This is a genomic window from bacterium (assembly GCA_035454885.1).
Classification (GTDB): Bacteria; UBA10199; UBA10199; order JACPAL01.
This window is the reverse complement of the sequence record DATIGE010000019.1, coordinates 1-16,344: the sequence shown is the minus strand read 5'-3', so window position 1 is coordinate 16,344 and position 16,344 is coordinate 1. Positions and strand designations below refer to the sequence as shown.

The following is a 16,344-nucleotide window of genomic DNA, read 5'->3' as shown; positions in this document are numbered from 1 at the left end:
GACGCAAGAAAAGCCTTATTGGGTCGCCGGGGCCGAGGCGCAACTCACTTCCATCTCGTCCAGGTCGGCCGTGTTCGTGATGTTCACGGCCGAGGCTCCGAAAGCGCCGCCCGCGAAGTCGACCACGAAGACGTCGTTCTTCTTGCTGGCGGCATCCTTGGAGGCGAAGAAGATCTTGGAACTATCCCAGGCCCAGCAGGGGCTCGTATTGGAGGAATCGGCCGGCATGGCGTCGAACGTGCGCGTGTTCTGGCATTTTCCGGCCCCGCTCGAAAAGACCAGGTCGCAGACGGCGATCTTCTGCAAGGCATCCCCCGCTTTGCTCGAATCCGAGGCGTCCATGGACGCGAAAACGACATATTTTCCGTCGGGAGAGATCGAGGGATAGACTTCGAGCGTCATCAGCGTCTCGGTGACCCGCGAATAACGAGAGGGATCCGCATCCCCCCTCTTCTTCAGAAAAAGATCGAACCCTTCTTTCGCGGCCCCTTCCGCCCCCATCATGCTGAAGAGGATCGTATCGTAGGCCGGGTGGCTCGCATCCCTCACGGGCGAGGCCGCGGTCTGGAAATAGACCCATTTGTCGTAATCCCCCGTGGGCTGCGTCCCTTCATTGGCCGCATCCGAACCGCCCGCCTTGGCCTTGCGCAACAAACCGCAACCGCCGGCTACATACACGGCCTCTTGGCCGTCCGCAGTCCAAGACGCCGAAATGCCCGGGTCGCTGGCGTTCCAAGCGCTGTCCGCGGATGTCCCTTGAAGATCCGTGAGGAGATGCAGCCCCCCTTCGGTCTCGAAGGTGCCCTTGAAGATGTCGCCCGACCCCTTGAGGGCGAAGTAGAGGATTTTTGAGGCGTCAGGAGAAAGCGAGGGAAAGAGGATCGTTCCGTCGGCCGAATCGTCGTTCGCCGTCAGTTTCTTGGGCGTCTCGAGGAAGGCCCCTTGGGAAAAGCGGGCCAGGTAAAGGTTGTGGGCGGCGTTCGCCTTGTCCTCTGCGTGGATCGCGAGCGGGTAGACCGGAATGCCCGTCACCCCTCCGGTCGTCGTTCCCCCCGTGTCCGTCCCGCCCGGGGGCGTGATGGTCCCGTCACCGGTCGATCCCCCTCCGTCCGTGCCGCCGGTCCCGGTGCCGGCCGTCGATCCGGCGCCGATGTCTTCCCCGGGAACGATGGGCCCTTCCGCCTTGATCTTCTTCCCATCCGGACCGATGCGGAAATAGGACTTGGAATAGTTGCAGCCGGCAAGTCCTCCGCCGCAGGAGGCGGCGATTAGAAGCGCGATGAGCCCTCGGACGAGCTTGTGATGATCCGTCATGATCCCCCCGTGTCCCGTTTACGGCCCTGTCGTTCCACCGGTCCCGGAGGTCGTTCCACCCGTCGATCCGCCTCCAGCGGGCATGACCACTTCAATGGTTCCCGCAGCCCGATAGACCGTGGTCTCCGGAGCCAGCGGAGCAACGGCCCGGATGTCCGGCACGGCGCGGAATTGCGGCCCGCTCGGCGCGCACGCCAGGTCGTGCGCCTGATCGGCCTCCAAGAACCTGAGCTCAAAGGTCAGGTTTCTTTCGATCTCCGTCGCAAAGAATTTGGCGTCCTTCTCGAAGATGACGTACTTGCCGTCGTGCGTGAGACACGGCGAATCGCCGGGGCCGAGGTCCCGGGCCGCGCTCCCGTGGATCCGGCCGGTCAGTTTCGGCCCCTCGAGCCTCTCCTCGAACCCCGGGGAGGACGCGAGATCGGCGATCCACACATGGGGATTCGACACGTCGCCCGCCGCATTGTGATAGCGGACGAAGGCGATCGACCGTCCTCCCGGGCTCACCGACGGCTTCACCTGGGCCGGCTGAACCCCCGGCAGCGCTCCCGGAAGGATCTCGTTCCAATCATCCGTCGGTCCCTTGTCGATATCGATCGCGTAAAGCCGGAACTGCGCGTCGCCGGGCCGTTTGGCGGTCGCGATGATCATGTCGAATCCGTCATTCGAGAATTTGACGGGATGCCACAGGATTTTTTGAAATTGATTCCCCGCGCCCGAGGTCACAAGCCGGTAGTACACGGTTTCCCGGATCGTCGACGGCGGGGCGATTTGGATGCGGACGACGGAACGGTTCGTGGCGATCTCGCGGGCGATGAAGACGACGTGCCCTTCGCCCCAGGAAACCGAGGCCGGATACCTCAAGTCGGGTGTCCCGTCGAAATTGACGTCCATGTTCAGATCGAGGAGTCTGATGTCGTTCCACTGACGCAGGTCCCAGATTTGGGCGCCCGGGGGTGAAAAGCCGAAGGGCGTCGCTCGCGTCGCGTCCGCGGTCATGAAGAGCTGGTCGTCGCGAATCGAGAGATTGCCGTAGCGCACGTTCGCATCCGTGTTGTTCGAAATCTTGGACTCGCCGAATGCGGCGCAATTGGACTTGAAGTAGACGTTGTCGGCCCCGCTCTTGGCGGAGGCAAACACGAACACATAGCAATTCGCGAGCCTCGGTTCCTCCACCGCCGCCGCGGCCGGGGCGCTCTCCGGCGCCGCGGACCCCGTCCCCGCCGCGCCCGTCCCGGTTCCCGCGCTCCCGCCGCCGGGCGCCGTTTCCGCCGTTCCCGGAGCGGAGCCCGTCGTTCCCGTTCCCGCCGCGGTCCCAGTCGTTCCTCCCGTCCCCGCACCGCCCGTCCCCGGCGCCGGAACATTGCCCGTTGGCGTGCCGGGAACGTTCGGACCCGGTCCCCCGGAGGGCTCGATCACTTCCGGAACCGTCCCTGTGTCTTGCGGATTGTCTGTGGCATTCGCCGGGGCACCGGCCGGGATTTTCGAAACTTCGGATGACGGCCCCAATTCCTCCGCCGTTATCGGCCCGGCGGCCTTGACCTTCTTGCCGGTCGCCGGATCGATGCGGAAATAGGACTTGGAATAATTGCAGCCGCTGAAAAGGCCTCCCAACATTAGGGCGAGAGAGAGAAACCCCGCTGATTTGAGAACGGCGCGACGAGTTGGCATATGGCTCCGAAAGAACCTCTTAATTCTATTCTATTTTCGGCCGTGTCGATAGCTCCAGTCGCGAAGTGAAAAAAATTTTCGCAATCGCGGCGCACCATGGTAACTAACCCCGCGTGATTCCTCTTTATTCGTTGTGGGTCCTTCTCTTGGGACTCTTGGTCGGCAGCTTTCTCAATGTTTGTATCTACCGCTTGCCGCGCGGCCTTTCGGTGATCTCCCCCCGTTCCCATTGTCCCAACTGCGGCCATTTTCTGCGCTGGTATGACAACATTCCCCTCTTGAGCTATCTCTGGCTTCGCGGCCGTTGCCGTTTCTGCCGGTGGGCCATCCCGCTTCGATATCCCCTCGTCGAGGCCCTGACGGCCGTCCTCTCTTTCTTGATCTACGCGAAATTCGGCCTCGGAAGCGCCTATGCGTTCTATTTTCTCCTCTTGGCGGCGCCCCTGGTCGCCGTGGCGTTCATCGATCTCGCGCACAAGATCATCCCGGACGTGATCTCCCTGCCCGGCATCGCGGCGGGCATTGCCGCGACCCTCGTCCTTTCGGGTCTTCCGATCCCGGCGGCCCTCATCAAGTCGCTGTGGGGGATCCTGGCCGGGGGCGGCGTCCTCTTCGCGATCAGCTGGACCTATGAAAAATTGCGGAGCCGTGAAGGGATCGGCGGCGGTGACGTCAAACTCGCCGCCATGCTGGGGGCCTTCTTCGGTTGGAAGGGCGTCTTCGTGATCCTCCTCCTCGCCTCCCTCCTGGGATCGGTCACTGGACTCCTCCTCGTCGTCGCGCGCCGCCAGGGAGCGCAGTCCGCCGTCCCCTTCGGCCCCTTCCTCGCCGCGGGGGCCCTGCTCTACCTCTTCGCAGGCCACGACATCGTCCGTTGGTACCTGTCCTTCACATCTAAGTTATATTGATTATATATAAGTTAATATAACTATATTCATTTGGTGCTGATTCTTCACCAATTAAGACTTTTTTGTTCTAACAGAGCCTCATTCGTGTTAATATACTGCGTCCTTTTAAGAATGCTTTATGCCTGAAGTGCGCAAGAACAATGTCCGCAAACTCCGCGAGGAGCGCCTCATGAGCAAGGCGGAGCTTGCGCGCAAGGCCGGTCTCTCGCCCCTGACGATCGACCGTGTCGAGTCCGGCAAGGATTCGCGCATGGACACAAAGCGAAAAATCATCCTCGCCATGGGTTTCAAGCTCTCCGAAAAGGACAAGGTCTTTCCCGAGGCTTAAATTCCGATTGTTTTTACCGCATTGTCTCGTTTAGTTTCACGCGACCATGTCACTCCGTCTTTTGACCGCGGGTGAATCGCACGGAAAGGCGCTCGTCGTCGTCATCGACGGCCTCCCGTCCCACCTCCCGATCTCCGAGGACTACGTCAACTACCAGCTCGCCCGGCGGCAGAAAGGCTATGGCCGCGGCGGACGGATGAAGATCGAGCAGGACAAGGCGGAAATCATCTCCGGCATCCGGGCGGGCAAGACCCTGGGCTCTCCGGTCGCGCTCAAGATCGACAACCGCGACTGGGCGAACTGGCAAAAGATCATGGATGTCTCCCAAGAGGACGAAGGCCAGTCCAAGGTCGTCCACCATCCGCGTCCGGGGCACACGGACCTGCCCGGCGGCATCAAGTACGAACATCACGACCTTCGCAATATCCTGGAGCGCTCCAGCGCCCGCGAAACGGCCGCGCGCGTGGCAGCCGGTGCCCTGGGCCGGCGCCTCCTCGACGAATTCGGGATCACGATCGTCGGTCATTTGGTGAGCTTGGGCGGCGTGACGGTCTCCTCGGAGCTTCCGCCTCTGCAGGATCTGGAACGGATCGCGGAGGAAAGCCCTCTCCGATGCCATGATCCGCGGGCCGCGGAGGCGATGATCCGGAAGATCGACGAGGCCCGCAAGAACGGCGATTCCCTGGGCGGCGTCTTCGAAATCATCGTCGAAGGATTGCCGGTGGGTTTGGGGACCCACACGCAATGGGACCAAAAGCTGGACGGCCGGATCGCCCAATCGGTCATGAGCATCCAGGCGATCAAGGGCGTCGAAATCGGCATGGGCTTCAAGGCGGCCGACCGGTTCGGGTCGGAGGTGCACGACGAGATCTTTTACGACCGGGACAAGAAATGCTTCTTCCGCAAGCGCAACAACGCCGGGGGACTCGAGGGCGGAATCACCAACGGCGAGAGGCTCGTCGTCCGGGCGGCCATGAAGCCGCTGTCGACCCTCTACCGCCCGCTGCAATCCGTCGACGTCGTCACGAAGGAGACCTACGAGGCGACGGTGGAGCGCACGGACATCACCGCCGTGCCCGCCGCGGCCGTGATCGGCGAAAACTGCGTGGCCTTCACGCTCGCCCAGGCCTTTTTGGAAAAATTCGGAGGCGACTCCCTGAAGGAGATCCGCCGCAACTACGACGGTTATTTGAAGCAAGTGGGGGAATATTGAAACACCTTCGCATCATCCTCACGGGCTTCATGGGAACCGGCAAGACGGCGGTGGGCGAGAAGCTCGCCAAGAGGCTGGGTTATGACTTCCTAGACACCGATTTGATGGTCGAAGAAGACACGGGCAAGACGATCACCGACATCTTCGAAAAAGAAGGCGAGCCGGCCTTCCGCATCCATGAAAAGAAGATGGTCAAAAAGGCCCTGGAGCGGGAGAAGGTCGTCATCGCCGCCGGGGGCGGGGCCATCGTCGATCCGGATAACCTGAAGCTCATGAAAGAGAAGGGCCTCGTCATCGGGCTCTCCGCCTCGCCGGAGTCCATCCTCCAGCGTGTGGCGGGTTTGGAGACGCGGCCTCTCCTGCGCTCCAAGGACCAGTTGAAACGGATCGAAAGCCTCCTCTCGCACCGGTCCCCGTATTACCGCCAAGCCGACAAGATCGTCGACACGACGATGAAGCGTCTCGAAGAGACCGTGGACGAAATCATGGCGGTGCTGAATGCCAACCATCGCCGTTAACATTCGCCAAAACGCCTACGCCATCCACGTGAGCGGGGCAGAGGATGAAGACTGGACGGAGCCGGTCGCCGAGATCGTCCAAGGCCTCCGTCCGATCGTCCTCACGAACCCCCGCGTCGCCAGGCTCTGCCTGCCCGCGCTCAAGCGGGGGCTGGCGCGGCGGAAAATTCCCGTCAAGACCCTTCTGATTCCGGACGGGGAAAGTTTCAAGAACCTGGAGACCGTCGCCAAGGCGCATCGCGGGCTGGTGAGGTTGGGCGCGGATCGGGCGACTCCGGTCCTGCTCCTGGGAGGCGGGGTCGTGGGCGATCTCGGAGGCTTCGTCGCGGCGACCTACCTGCGCGGCGTCCCGTTTGTCCAGATCGGGACCACGCTGGTCGCCCAGGTCGATTCCTCCATCGGCGGGAAGCTGGGCGTCGATCTTCCGGAGGGCAAGAACCTGGTCGGAGTCTTCGGCCAACCCAAGGCCGTCGTCTCGCACGTGCCGTTCCTGAAGACACTCCCGCGCCGCGAACTGGCCGGCGGGTTGGGGGAGGTGCTCAAGTACGGCGTCATCCGCGATCCGGGGCTTTTCGAAACCGTTCGAAAGGATTTGGGGAAAATTTACGGACTTGACGACGACCTGCTCCTGCGGATCGTCCAACGGTCCTCGGCGATCAAGGCGGAGGTCGTCGCGGCGGACGAGCGGGAATCCTCGCTCCGCATGATCCTCAATTTCGGCCATACCTTCGGCCATGCCCTCGAGCGTCTGACGAAGTACCGCCGATACCACCACGGCGAGGCGGTCGGTTTCGGCATGGTCACCGCCGCGCGACTCTCGGAACGTCTCGGGTTCTGCTCCCGGGCGGAGGCGGAGCGCGTGCGCGGGGCGGTCGCGGAGGCCGGGCTTCCCACGGAAGCCCCGCCCATCCCCAAGGCGCGCTGGCGGGCCGCTTTGGAAGTTGACAAAAAGTCGCGCGGTGGGATGATCCACTTCGTTTTCATGACGCGCGTCGGCGAGGTCGTCACGCAACCGGTCGCGCCCAAGGAGCTGGCGGAACACTTCGCCCGTCTGGATTGACCATGGATATGGAGATTCTCAACGATCTGCCCACGGAACTGCAGAGAAACCCCCATTTTGCGCGCTACTACCGCACGTGGCAGAAGAACGAGCTTTCCATCGTCTTCATCCCCCTCGCGCAAATCTGCCGCGAACAGGGTTTTTTGGAAACGGCGCGCGAGATCTGCGAAAGGGGCCTCGCGCGTCATCCGACGTCCGTGAGCGGCCGCCTCATGCTCGCCCGCATCCACATGGACTGCGACGAGACGCAAAAGGCCCAGGACATCGTCGAGAAGGTCTTGCAGGAATACCCCGCCCAGCAGGAGGCGCAGACCCTTTTGCACAGGATCAAACGCCTCGGAGACCCGGAGTCCGTTGCACCGGAGATCCCTCAGATCTCCCCCGAAATGAAATCCCCCGGGGTCTCGCCGGCGATCGAAGCCGTGGTCTCGCCGTGGGAGAACGCGACGATGGCGAAGATCTACGCCGACCAGGGCGAGGCGCGCGTCGCCCACCAGATTTTGGACAAGATCCTGGCGCGCGATCCCCAAAACGCCCGCGCCATGGAGCTTAAGAGGTCGATGACCGCATGAAGCCGAAAAAGATCCTCGTCATCCATGGCCCCAACTTGAACCTGCTCGGCAAACGCGAGCGCTCCGTCTACGGCGGCGCGACCCTCAAAGAGATCGAAAAGGAGATGGTCAAGCTCGCCGCCTCCGAGAAGGCGGCCCTGGACTTTTTCCAGTCGAACCACGAGGGAGAAATCGTCACGAGGATCCAGGAGGCGGACGGGAAGTACGCCGCGATCGTCATCAATCCCGCCGCCTTCACCCACACGAGCGTGGCGATCCGCGACGCGATCGCCGCGGTGAGCGTCCCCACCGTCGAAGTCCACCTCTCCAACATCCATGCCCGCGAGAGCTTCCGCAAGGAGTCCTTCGTCTCGCCCGTCGCCGCGGGCGTGGTCTTCGGTTTCGGAAAAGAGAGTTATCTGCTAGGATTGAAAGGGGCCATGGCTCTAACGCGCGGTGGCAAGAAGCGACGGTGAACGAAGGAAGGTTCCCTTCCGTCGTGAACGATGAAGCAGTGATAATACAGATGGGGGTCTAGGGGGAGAGCGGTTATCTCCCCCTACTAAAATGTCCAATAAAGAAAAGATCATCGAAGCCGCCGAGAGATTCTTCAAGGCGGGCAAGTACGACAAGGCCATCAAGGAGTTCCAGAAGCTGATCGCGGAAGACCCGTCCGAAATGCGGGCCAAGCTCAAGATCGCGGACATCTACGCCCGCGCCAAGGACGTCCCAAACGCCATCAAGACGTACCGCGAAGTCGCCGATCAGTACGCGTCCGACAACTTCCATCTCAAGGCCATCGCCGTCTACAAGACGATCCTCAAGCTGGCCCCCACCATGATCGAGGTGAACGAGAAGTTGGGCCAGCTCTACCACAAGGTGGGGCTCGATACCGACGCGCTCAATCAGTATTACATCGTCGCCACCTATTACGACAACAAGGGCCTGCTGAAGGAGGCGATGGAGATCCGCAAAAAGATCGTCGACGTCGACCCTTCCAACACCACGGGCCGCATCCGTCTCGCGGAGCTCATGCAGGCGGAAGGGCAGACCGACCAGTCCATCCGCGAGTATGAGCGAGCCGCGGAGATTCTCTCGTCCAAGCGCGACCGCGACGGCTTGGTCGAGGTCTTTGAAAAAATGCTCTACTACCGGCCGGACAACCTGGACATGCTGATCAAGCTCTGCCGGATCTACTTCGAAAAGCGTGAGTTCAAAAAGGCCCTCCGCAAGATCGACACTGCCCCGCCCGAGGTGAAGAAAAACCTGGAAGTGAACGAGCTCTGGGCCGAGGCCCTCCTGGAGGACCGCCAGGTGGACGCCTCGCGCCGGAAGTTCAAGGAGCTCTACGCGATGACCCTGGAACGGAAGGACGCCGAGCGGACCGCGCGCGTCTACAGCCGCATCCTGCAGGAATTCGGCGACGACCAGGACTACCTGAACGACCTGGAGGAGATCCGCAAAAACGCCGGCCTGGAGGTCAAGCAAGTCGCCCCGAAGTTCCGCCAGGATTTCGAGAAGACCGAGATGGTGGACTTGAACAAGATGCCACCGGTCAAAAAATGATCGTGAAGGGCGAACACCAGGTTCGCCCCTACATCCGATCAGGGGACTTCATAAGCCTCGCCGCGGCCTTCGGCGATCGATCCGTCCGCGTTCTTGTGCCAATCCACTTCCGGAACGATCAGAACCGCCTTGGGCTGGTCCTTGAAGTATTGCCAAATGATCTCCGAGCGGTTGGGCTTGTCGCCGGACTTCGTCGGCCAGATGTGATACGTCGCAAACTGGAGGGCGCCCTTCTTCTTGCCGATGGGCTGGTATTGGACCGTGCCGAACTGGAGCTTGTCCTTGTCCCAGGGACCGCTGACCTCGTCCAGGGCCGCCACGCGCTGATAAGTGCCGCCCGACTGCTGATAGAAACGGACGGTGCTGAAGGGGAGGGGAGTGGACCCGGCGAACATCTTGTTGTTCAAGACCGCGAGCCAGGTCTTGCCGTCGATCTGGTAGAGTTGCACGCTTACCTTGCCCAGTTCGATGTCCTCGATCTCGGTCCCCTTCCTTTCCGTCACCATGAGTTCGACGGGGGCCGCCTGTTTGTTCATTTCCTCCATCATGAGCGACTTGTCGCCGGTGTAACCCGAGAGGAGGGCGATGATTTCCTTGTCGTAGGCCTCCCACCACGCCTTGACGTCGGCCGGCGTGAATTTCTGGTTGTTGAGCATGATCTTGGTCTGGACGTCGGTCATCGTCTTCTTGAAACCGTCCGAAAAGGCGGCGGACGTGACGGGGCTGACCGCGAGAAACGCGAGGGCGATGACGGTGGCGGTGGCGACGAACGATCTCATTCAAACCTCCCTTTTTTATTTCATTCCAAAACGACCGCAGGCTCGAAATCGGCCCGCGACCTCACGAATACGAACGACGGAATGTCCTGACCCGCAGTGGACGGCGCGACGTCTTTCAGGAGGAGCACCTGCACCGGGGCCAAGGCCGGAAAATTCGCGTCCGACGTCCCGCACCCCGCGGGCAGGTCCTTAACCCCAGTCGCCAACGCGTCTTGGATCAGGGCCGCCTGAGTGGGTGTCGGCGAGTAGAACGCGAATGCCCCGCCGGTCGGGTCTTCGGTCTCCCCGTTGAAGACCGCAGCCGCCGTCAAGGCGGCCTGATCATAGGCGATGAGCAGCTCCTCGTCCACATCTTCCCGCGCCTCGGCGTCCAGATAAACGGAATGCGACGGATCGCCCGGTTGGACCGGAGAGAACTGGTAGACCGAGCCGTTGGTCGCCTCGATGACCGCGTCGTAATACGAAAGGGGAGGGTCGCTTTCGTAGTCCGTGGCGTCGGCCAGAAAGAGCGAAGGCCTCCCCCCGTCGTTGATCGTGTTGATTCGATTCCGGATGGTGGCTGCCACGGCGTCTCCCGTCACGCTGACGCTGCCGGGGGTGACGACCTCTCCGCCTGCCACGGGTTCGGTCGTCGCCTCGCGGACAAGCTCCCCGCGCGCCTCGCCGATCAGGATTTGGATGAGCCTTTGCGGCGGGATGGTAATCTCGATGGGATCGCGCGCCCGGCCGTTCACCACCGGCGTCACATAGCCGATCCCCGACGCGCGCGGGAGGATGCGCGCGGAATTCCCATCCACCCGGAGGTCGAAGAGGTCCGGGTCGTTGTTCTCGAACTCAAGGGCCGTGAAGGGCTCGTCGATGACGATGGTCTCAAGGCCCGGCGCCGAGCCCCCCAAGGCGACGGAGAGCTTGCCCGAGACGTCCCTCTCGCCTTTCGTCACGCCTCCGCCGTCTTCCTGGAAAACGGAACAGCCCACGGACCCAAACGAGAGAAGAGCGGCGGCCATGAGAAGAATGTGCGGAGTGCGTTTCACGAAATCCCCCTCTTTTACCTGATTGGACACTTTCTGACTAGATTTCTGTGACCCCCGCTTGCTACAGGAGACCGCCATGTCCATCCATGCCCTTCGCGGAATGAACGACCTCTTGCCCCCGGAAATCGCCCTCTGGCAGGAGGTGGAGCGCAAGGCGCGCAAACTATTCGCGCGCTACCGCTACGAAGAGATCCGCACCCCCGTGCTGGAGGACATGTCCCTCTTCACGCGCTCCATCGGGGACACGACCAACATCGTCGAAAAGGAGATGTACGTCTTTCAGGACCGGAACGCCAAATGGGTCTCCCTCCGCCCGGAGGGCACGGCCTCCATCGTGCGCGCCTATGTCGAGCACAAACTCCATGCGGACGACCCCATCGCGCGCTTCTACTACATGGGTCCGATGTACCGATACGAGCGCCCGCAAAAGGGCCGCTTCCGGCAGTTCTACCAGTTAGGCGTGGAGGTCTTCGGCATCCCGAGCCCGAGGCTGGACGCCGAGGTCATCAACATGCTGGACCTCTATCTGAAGGAATTGGGCCTCAAAGACTGCGAGCTGGAAATCAACTCCCTGGGCTGTCCCATGTGCCGTCCGAATTACATGCGCGCGTTCTTCGACCACCTGCGCAAGAACGAGGACAGGCTCTGCGGCGACTGCAAACGGCGGATGGAGAGGAATCCCCTCCGCGTCTTGGATTGCAAGGAGGAGGGCTGCCGGAAGGTCGCCGACGAGGGACCGTCCATTCAAGACCATCTTTGCGAGGTCTGCGAAAAGGACTTTGATACCGTCCTGGAGACCCTGGGTCTTCTCGGGAGCACCTACAAGGTGAACCCGAAGATCGTCCGGGGCCTGGATTACTATTTGAAGACGACCTTCGAGTTCACGTCAACGGCCTTGGGGGCCCAAAACGCCGTCGCCGGCGGCGGGCGTTATGACGGCCTGGTCCGTCTCTTGGGTGGGCCGAACGTGGCCGGATTCGGTTTCGCCGTCGGGATCGAGCGTCTGGTGGACATCCTCAGGGAGCAGCGCAAGACCGCCACCGATCCGGAGAGACATGGGGTCTTTCTGGCCGTCATGGGGGACAAGTCCTATGGGGAGGCGATGAAACTGGCCTCCCAGCTCCGCTTGGCGGATGTCCCGGTCGACCTGGACTACGAGGGCAAGAGCCTCAAATCCCAAATGCGGAGGGCCGACAAGTTGGGCTGCCGGTACGTCGTTTTTTTGGGTCCCGATGAGCTGGCGAAGAGGAAGGCGGGGCTCCGGGACATGGTCTCGGGAGAGCAGGACAGCGTTCCCCTTGGCGACTTAATGCACCGCATCAAGAAAACCTGAATTAAATCCAAAACTTGACTTGGGGGGTCTTTTCGCGGACAATTTCCCCCATGATGAAACGTCTTCTTATTCTGTCGGTCTCGGTCTTGGCCGGCCTTCTGGCGGCCTACCAGACCATCACCCTTCCGTCCGCCATGGCCGATGAGATCGACGAAGAGATTCAGTCGACGATCGGTTCCGACCCCGAATACAGGGGCCGTAGAGCACCCAAGGCCGCTCCAGCCCCCAGTGAGCCGGAGCCGACGCCCGTCACGACGACCACGAACGGCGGCGGCAGCGAGGAGGGCGAGTGGCAGACCATGGGGTCGGAATCAAACCGCCCCCGGCGAAGCAGTGGCTGGATGGGGTCCACCGCCGGCACCGGTTCGGTCAAGGTCGACCTGGCGAATAAACGCATCTCCACCCCCAAGATCAGCTTCGGCAGCAACAGCTCCTCTCCAACCCCCCAGTCCATGTCCATCCTCAGGCAACTGGCAAGCGTCTTGGAAAGACGCCCGGAGCTCATGGTCCGGATTGAGGGGCATACGGACACGATCGGCTACGACCAGCCCAACCTGGAGCTCTCGCAAAAACGCGCCGACAAGGTCCGCGACATCCTGACCGCGAACGGCGTTTCGGCGGACCGGCTGCAATCGGTGGGGATGGGCGACCGCTACCCGGTCGCCAGCAGCGTTACCGCGGAGGGACAGGAGAGGAATCGCCGTGTGGAGTTCCATCTCATGGAGGGAGCGGCGGCCCGGTCCGCGCCCGCCCCGACTCCGCCACCTCCGCCGCCGGCCCCGGCACCTCCACCCCCTCCGCCACCACCACCGCCGCCACCGGCTCCGGCACCTGCTCCGGCACCTGCACCGGCCCCGGCGCCCGCTCCGGCGGCCCCGGCGCCTGCACCCGCACCCGCGGCGGCCCCCGCCCCGGCGCCCGCTTGGACGCCTCCGGCCCCCCCGGCCCCAAAGTAGGCCGGATTTCTTGACTTAGCCCATCGATTCGGGGACATTCGCGCCTTCACAAGGGCGAGAAAAATGTCTTTCAAACGCACTCATTCCTGCGGCCGACTCAAGAAGCCCGACGTCGGCCGCGAGGTCGTCCTGGCCGGCTGGGTCGCCTCCCGGCGCGACCACGGCGGACTCCTCTTCGTCGACCTCCGTGACCGCGACGGGCTCACGCAGATCGTCTTTAATCCGGAAATCGACCCCAAGGTCCATGAGCTGGCCAAGGAGCTGCGCTCCGAATGGGTCCTGGCCGTCAAGGGCAAGGTCTCCGACCGGCCCCAGGGGACGGTGAACCCCAGGCTTGCCACCGGCGAGATCGAAGTGAAGGTCTCCGAATTTGAGGTCCTCAACCGCTCCAAGACGCCGCCCTTCATGATCGAGGACGACGTCGACACCGGCGAGGACCTCCGCCTCCGGTACCGTTACCTCGACCTGCGCCGCCCGGTGCTCCAAAAAAACTTCATTCTCCGTCACAAGGTCATGCAGGCGACGCGCACGTATCTTTCCGAGAATGGATTTCTGGAGATCGAGACGCCCTACTTGACGAAGAGCACGCCGGAAGGAGCGCGGGATTTTCTCGTTCCGGCCCGTCTCTATCCCGGAAAGTTCTACGCCCTCCCGCAATCGCCACAGCTTTTCAAGCAGCTCCTGATGGTCTCGGGTTTTGAGCGCTACTTCCAGATCGTCCGCTGCTTCCGCGACGAGGACCTCCGCGCCGACCGCCAGCCTGAATTCACCCAGATCGACCTGGAGATGAGCTTCGTGACGCCGGACGACGTCATCGCAATGATGGAAGGCTTGATCGCGAAGATATGGGAAACGGCGAACGGCGGAAAGCTGACCATCCCGTTTCCGCGCATGAGCTATGACGAAGCCATGGCCCGCTACGGCCTGGACGCCCCGGATACGCGCTTCGGCCTTGAGCTACAGGACATCACCGATGTCTTCCGGAATTCCGAGTTCAAGGTCTTCAAGGACGCCGTCGCCAAGGGCGGCATCGTCAAGGCGATCAAGATCGACCAGGCGACGGCCAAACGGGATTTCTCGCGCGCCGAGCTCGATCAGCTGGCCGAATTCGTGAAGATCTACGGGGCCAAGGGACTGGCCTGGATCAAGGTCCAGGCCGAAGGTTGGCAATCGCCGATCGTGAAATTCTTCTCGGAGCAGGAAAAGAAGGACCTTTCGGACAAGCTGGGCATCCAGTCCGGCGACCTGATCCTCTTCGGCGCCGACAAGGCCGACGTCGTCAACGCCGCCCTGGGCAATCTCCGGGAAAAACTCGGGGCCATGCTGGACGTCATTCCAAAAGACAAACTGGGCTTCGTCTGGGTCGTCGATTTCCCCATGTTCGCCTACGATGTCGCCGAAAAGCGGCTGGCGGCGGTGCACCACCCGTTCACCAGCCCGCGCACCCAAGACCTGCCGTTGATCGACACCGCGCCGGAAAAGGCGAAGGCCTTCGCTTACGATCTCGTGCTCAACGGCAATGAGATCGGCGGGGGATCGATCCGTATCCACCGGGAGGATATCCAGTCGAAGGTGTTCGATATCTTGAAGATCAGCCGTGAAGAGGCGCAGGAGCGTTTCGGATTTCTCCTGGAGGCCCTCTCGTACGGCGCCCCGCCTCATGGGGGCCTCGCCTTCGGGCTCGACCGGATCATCATGCTCTTGACGGGCGAAGACTCGATTCGCGACGTCATCGCCTTTCCCAAGACCCAGAAGGGGACCGACCTGCTCTGCGACGCGCCCTCCACCGTCCGTCCGGAGCAATTGAAGGAGCTGGGTCTCAAGGTGGCGGGCCCGGCCGGCTCGCCGCAGACGCCGCATGCGGATCCCGCGAATCCGATCAAAGTTCCCTAGTGTCATGGAATTTCCGCCGCGCCTCCTCCGCGTCCTGACGAATTTTTATCCCCCCTATCTCTTCAGCCGGACGACGATCAAATCCATCGCTCCCGATTGGCGCGAGGTCGTGGTGGTGATCAAAAGGAGCCTTTGGAACCGCAACTACGTGGGCACGATCTTCGGCGGGACGCTCTACGCCGCGGCCGATCCCTTCCTCATGATCATGTTGATCAAGATCCTGGGGATCAAGGATTACGTGATCTGGGACAAGGGCGCCGAGATCGACTTCAAAAAGCCGGGCCGGACCGACATCACCTTCCGGTTCCGCGTCACGGACGCCGACCTGCGGCGCATCCGCAACGGCCTGAAGAAGAGCGACAAGATCGTCCCGGAGTTCCTGGTCGAGGGCGTCGACGCCCACGGCGACGTTTGCGTCTCGGTAAAAAAGAAGATCTACATCCGAAAGAAGGCGAAAAGATCCTGACCTATGGCTCAACCCAAATCCATCACGCTCTCCCCGGGATCAGAAGGTTCGAAGGGCATCACCATCGCCTGGGACGACGGCCATGATTCAACCTATCCGTTCCCTTACATCCGAAAGGCCTGCCCCTGCGCGATGTGCAAGGGCGAGCGCACGCCACTCGACACGAACCCCTTGGCCCTGCCCGCCTTCACGAACCGCCCCGCCGGGGCCTTCGAGGCGAAAGACATGTTCAAGGTCGGCCACTACGCGCTCGGGTTTACGTGGGGCGACGGACACAACGCAGGGATCTACACCTGGGATTACCTACGGAAGATGTGCCCGTGCGCGGAGTGTTTGAAGTAGGGGCGAATCTCGCGAAGCTGCACCTTCGGTGTGTATTCGCCCCTGCCTCTTTTTCAGGAAGTTGATGCCCAATTGAGCAGACGTTCCTCCCCGGCTTCCTTTCTCCTTCCAACAAATTCAGCGCCTTGAAACCTCCATCGGCCTGGTCCCGTTCTTGCAGAGGCACCCGCTGAAGGAGAAACCCATGTCGTATTCGACCTCCTCTCTCGCCGGCCTGCAGGCCCTCATCGCCACGCTGGGCTTCAGCGCCTTGATCGACTGCGCCGGCGCCTATCGGCCCACTCACGAGCTTCCGCCCGACGACCCTCGCTTGGGTCCCATCGAGGCGGACTGCCGGACCCGTTACCTGGGCACCAAACCCGCCGTCGCCCATTTCGCCATCCAAGACTGCGTCGACCGAAGGGTCGCCGCC

18 protein-coding genes are annotated in these 16,344 nt (G+C 62.1%); 14 read left to right on the top strand and 4 right to left on the bottom strand.

Features of this window, described 5'->3' with window-relative positions:
* Positions 1-15: 15 nt before the first annotated feature.
* On the bottom strand, positions 16-1,314 hold the full coding sequence (locus VLJ37_04600; protein ID HSA58945.1) for a hypothetical protein: 1,299 nt from the start codon (positions 1,312-1,314) through the stop codon (positions 16-18).
* A gap of 18 nt (positions 1,315-1,332) precedes the next feature.
* Complete coding sequence (locus VLJ37_04595) at positions 1,333-2,931, bottom strand: hypothetical protein (GenBank protein ID HSA58944.1); 1,599 nt, start codon at positions 2,929-2,931, stop codon at positions 1,333-1,335.
* Positions 2,932-3,098: 167 nt separating this feature from the next.
* Between VLJ37_04595 and VLJ37_04590 the strand changes: the two genes are divergently transcribed.
* The 8 genes from VLJ37_04590 (at position 3,099) to VLJ37_04555 (ending at position 9,129) form a co-directional block, all read left to right on the top strand.
* Positions 3,099-3,893, top strand: a complete 795-nt coding sequence (locus VLJ37_04590; GenBank protein HSA58943.1) for a prepilin peptidase — start codon at positions 3,099-3,101, stop codon at positions 3,891-3,893.
* Positions 3,894-4,011: 118 nt separating this feature from the next.
* Positions 4,012-4,221 (top strand): helix-turn-helix transcriptional regulator, encoded by a 210-nt coding sequence (locus tag VLJ37_04585; protein ID HSA58942.1) that lies wholly within the window; start codon positions 4,012-4,014, stop codon positions 4,219-4,221.
* A gap of 46 nt (positions 4,222-4,267) precedes the next feature.
* A complete protein-coding gene (aroC, locus tag VLJ37_04580) occupies positions 4,268-5,434 on the top strand; it encodes a chorismate synthase (protein HSA58941.1) in 1,167 nt (388 codons plus the stop codon).
* A complete protein-coding gene (locus tag VLJ37_04575; protein ID HSA58940.1) occupies positions 5,431-5,952 on the top strand; it encodes a shikimate kinase in 522 nt (173 codons plus the stop codon). The genes aroC and VLJ37_04575 overlap by 4 nt, the downstream gene beginning before the upstream one ends.
* On the top strand, positions 5,933-7,012 hold the full coding sequence (aroB, locus tag VLJ37_04570; GenBank protein HSA58939.1) for a 3-dehydroquinate synthase: 1,080 nt from the start codon (positions 5,933-5,935) through the stop codon (positions 7,010-7,012). Before VLJ37_04575 ends, aroB begins: the two co-directional genes overlap by 20 nt.
* Positions 7,013-7,014: 2 nt before the next feature.
* Positions 7,015-7,584, top strand: a complete 570-nt coding sequence (locus VLJ37_04565) for a tetratricopeptide repeat protein (protein HSA58938.1) — start codon at positions 7,015-7,017, stop codon at positions 7,582-7,584.
* The gene (gene aroQ, locus VLJ37_04560; protein HSA58937.1) at positions 7,581-8,039 is read left to right on the top strand and encodes a type II 3-dehydroquinate dehydratase; all 459 of its coding nucleotides are present in this window, start codon (positions 7,581-7,583) and stop codon (positions 8,037-8,039) included. Before VLJ37_04565 ends, aroQ begins: the two co-directional genes overlap by 4 nt.
* Before the next feature lie 91 nt (positions 8,040-8,130).
* Entirely contained in the window at positions 8,131-9,129 is a 999-nt protein-coding gene (locus VLJ37_04555) for a tetratricopeptide repeat protein (GenBank protein ID HSA58936.1), read from the top strand.
* Between the two features lie 38 nt (positions 9,130-9,167).
* Here the strand turns inward: VLJ37_04555 and VLJ37_04550 are convergent, their stop codons facing one another.
* Both VLJ37_04550 and VLJ37_04545 read right to left on the bottom strand, forming a co-directional pair.
* A complete protein-coding gene (locus tag VLJ37_04550; protein HSA58935.1) occupies positions 9,168-9,908 on the bottom strand; it encodes a hypothetical protein in 741 nt (246 codons plus the stop codon).
* A 20-nt stretch (positions 9,909-9,928) separates the two neighbouring features.
* Positions 9,929-10,942: a hypothetical protein gene (locus VLJ37_04545; GenBank protein HSA58934.1), complete on the bottom strand. Its 1,014-nt coding sequence runs from the start codon at positions 10,940-10,942 to the stop codon at positions 9,929-9,931.
* Positions 10,943-11,018: 76 nt separating this feature from the next.
* On the opposite strand from VLJ37_04545, the gene hisS reads away from it, so the two are divergent.
* The 6 genes from hisS to VLJ37_04515 form a co-directional block, all read left to right on the top strand.
* Entirely contained in the window at positions 11,019-12,275 is a 1,257-nt protein-coding gene (hisS, locus tag VLJ37_04540) for a histidine--tRNA ligase (protein ID HSA58933.1), read from the top strand.
* Between the two features lie 53 nt (positions 12,276-12,328).
* Positions 12,329-13,231: an OmpA family protein gene (locus tag VLJ37_04535; GenBank protein HSA58932.1), complete on the top strand. Its 903-nt coding sequence runs from the start codon at positions 12,329-12,331 to the stop codon at positions 13,229-13,231.
* 63 nt (positions 13,232-13,294) lie between these two features.
* Positions 13,295-15,124 carry an aspartate--tRNA ligase gene (gene aspS / locus VLJ37_04530; GenBank protein HSA58931.1) on the top strand — a complete coding sequence of 610 codons (1,830 nt, stop codon included), beginning with the start codon at positions 13,295-13,297 and terminating at the stop codon, positions 15,122-15,124.
* A 4-nt stretch (positions 15,125-15,128) separates the two neighbouring features.
* Complete coding sequence (locus VLJ37_04525) at positions 15,129-15,590, top strand: DUF4442 domain-containing protein (protein HSA58930.1); 462 nt, start codon at positions 15,129-15,131, stop codon at positions 15,588-15,590.
* Between the two features lie 3 nt (positions 15,591-15,593).
* Positions 15,594-15,932, top strand: coding sequence for a DUF971 domain-containing protein (locus VLJ37_04520; protein HSA58929.1), 339 nt, complete (start codon positions 15,594-15,596; stop codon positions 15,930-15,932).
* Between the two features lie 184 nt (positions 15,933-16,116).
* The coding region (locus VLJ37_04515) for a hypothetical protein (protein ID HSA58928.1) at positions 16,117-16,344 on the top strand (228 nt) is incomplete at its 3' end.

What these genes read in the sequence shown, in the direction of transcription:
- VLJ37_04520 (HSA58929.1), top strand. Translation starts at nt 15,594, where the DNA reads ATGGCTCAACCCAAATCCATCACGCTCTCCCCGGGATCAGAAGGTTCG.
- aroC (HSA58941.1), top strand. Translation starts at nt 4,268, where the DNA reads ATGTCACTCCGTCTTTTGACCGCGGGTGAATCGCACGGAAAGGCGCTC.
- VLJ37_04555 (HSA58936.1), top strand. Translation starts at nt 8,131, where the DNA reads ATGTCCAATAAAGAAAAGATCATCGAAGCCGCCGAGAGATTCTTCAAG.
- aspS (HSA58931.1), top strand. Translation starts at nt 13,295, where the DNA reads ATGTCTTTCAAACGCACTCATTCCTGCGGCCGACTCAAGAAGCCCGAC.
- VLJ37_04535 (HSA58932.1), top strand. Translation starts at nt 12,329, where the DNA reads ATGAAACGTCTTCTTATTCTGTCGGTCTCGGTCTTGGCCGGCCTTCTG.
- hisS (HSA58933.1), top strand. Translation starts at nt 11,019, where the DNA reads ATGTCCATCCATGCCCTTCGCGGAATGAACGACCTCTTGCCCCCGGAA.
- VLJ37_04550 (HSA58935.1), bottom strand. Translation starts at nt 9,908, where the DNA reads ATGAGATCGTTCGTCGCCACCGCCACCGTCATCGCCCTCGCGTTTCTC.
- VLJ37_04525 (HSA58930.1), top strand. Translation starts at nt 15,129, where the DNA reads ATGGAATTTCCGCCGCGCCTCCTCCGCGTCCTGACGAATTTTTATCCC.
- aroQ (HSA58937.1), top strand. Translation starts at nt 7,581, where the DNA reads ATGAAGCCGAAAAAGATCCTCGTCATCCATGGCCCCAACTTGAACCTG.
- VLJ37_04565 (HSA58938.1), top strand. Translation starts at nt 7,015, where the DNA reads ATGGATATGGAGATTCTCAACGATCTGCCCACGGAACTGCAGAGAAAC.
- VLJ37_04585 (HSA58942.1), top strand. Translation starts at nt 4,012, where the DNA reads ATGCCTGAAGTGCGCAAGAACAATGTCCGCAAACTCCGCGAGGAGCGC.
- aroB (HSA58939.1), top strand. Translation starts at nt 5,933, where the DNA reads ATGCCAACCATCGCCGTTAACATTCGCCAAAACGCCTACGCCATCCAC.
- VLJ37_04595 (HSA58944.1), bottom strand. Translation starts at nt 2,931, where the DNA reads ATGTTGGGAGGCCTTTTCAGCGGCTGCAATTATTCCAAGTCCTATTTC.
- VLJ37_04600 (HSA58945.1), bottom strand. Translation starts at nt 1,314, where the DNA reads ATGACGGATCATCACAAGCTCGTCCGAGGGCTCATCGCGCTTCTAATC.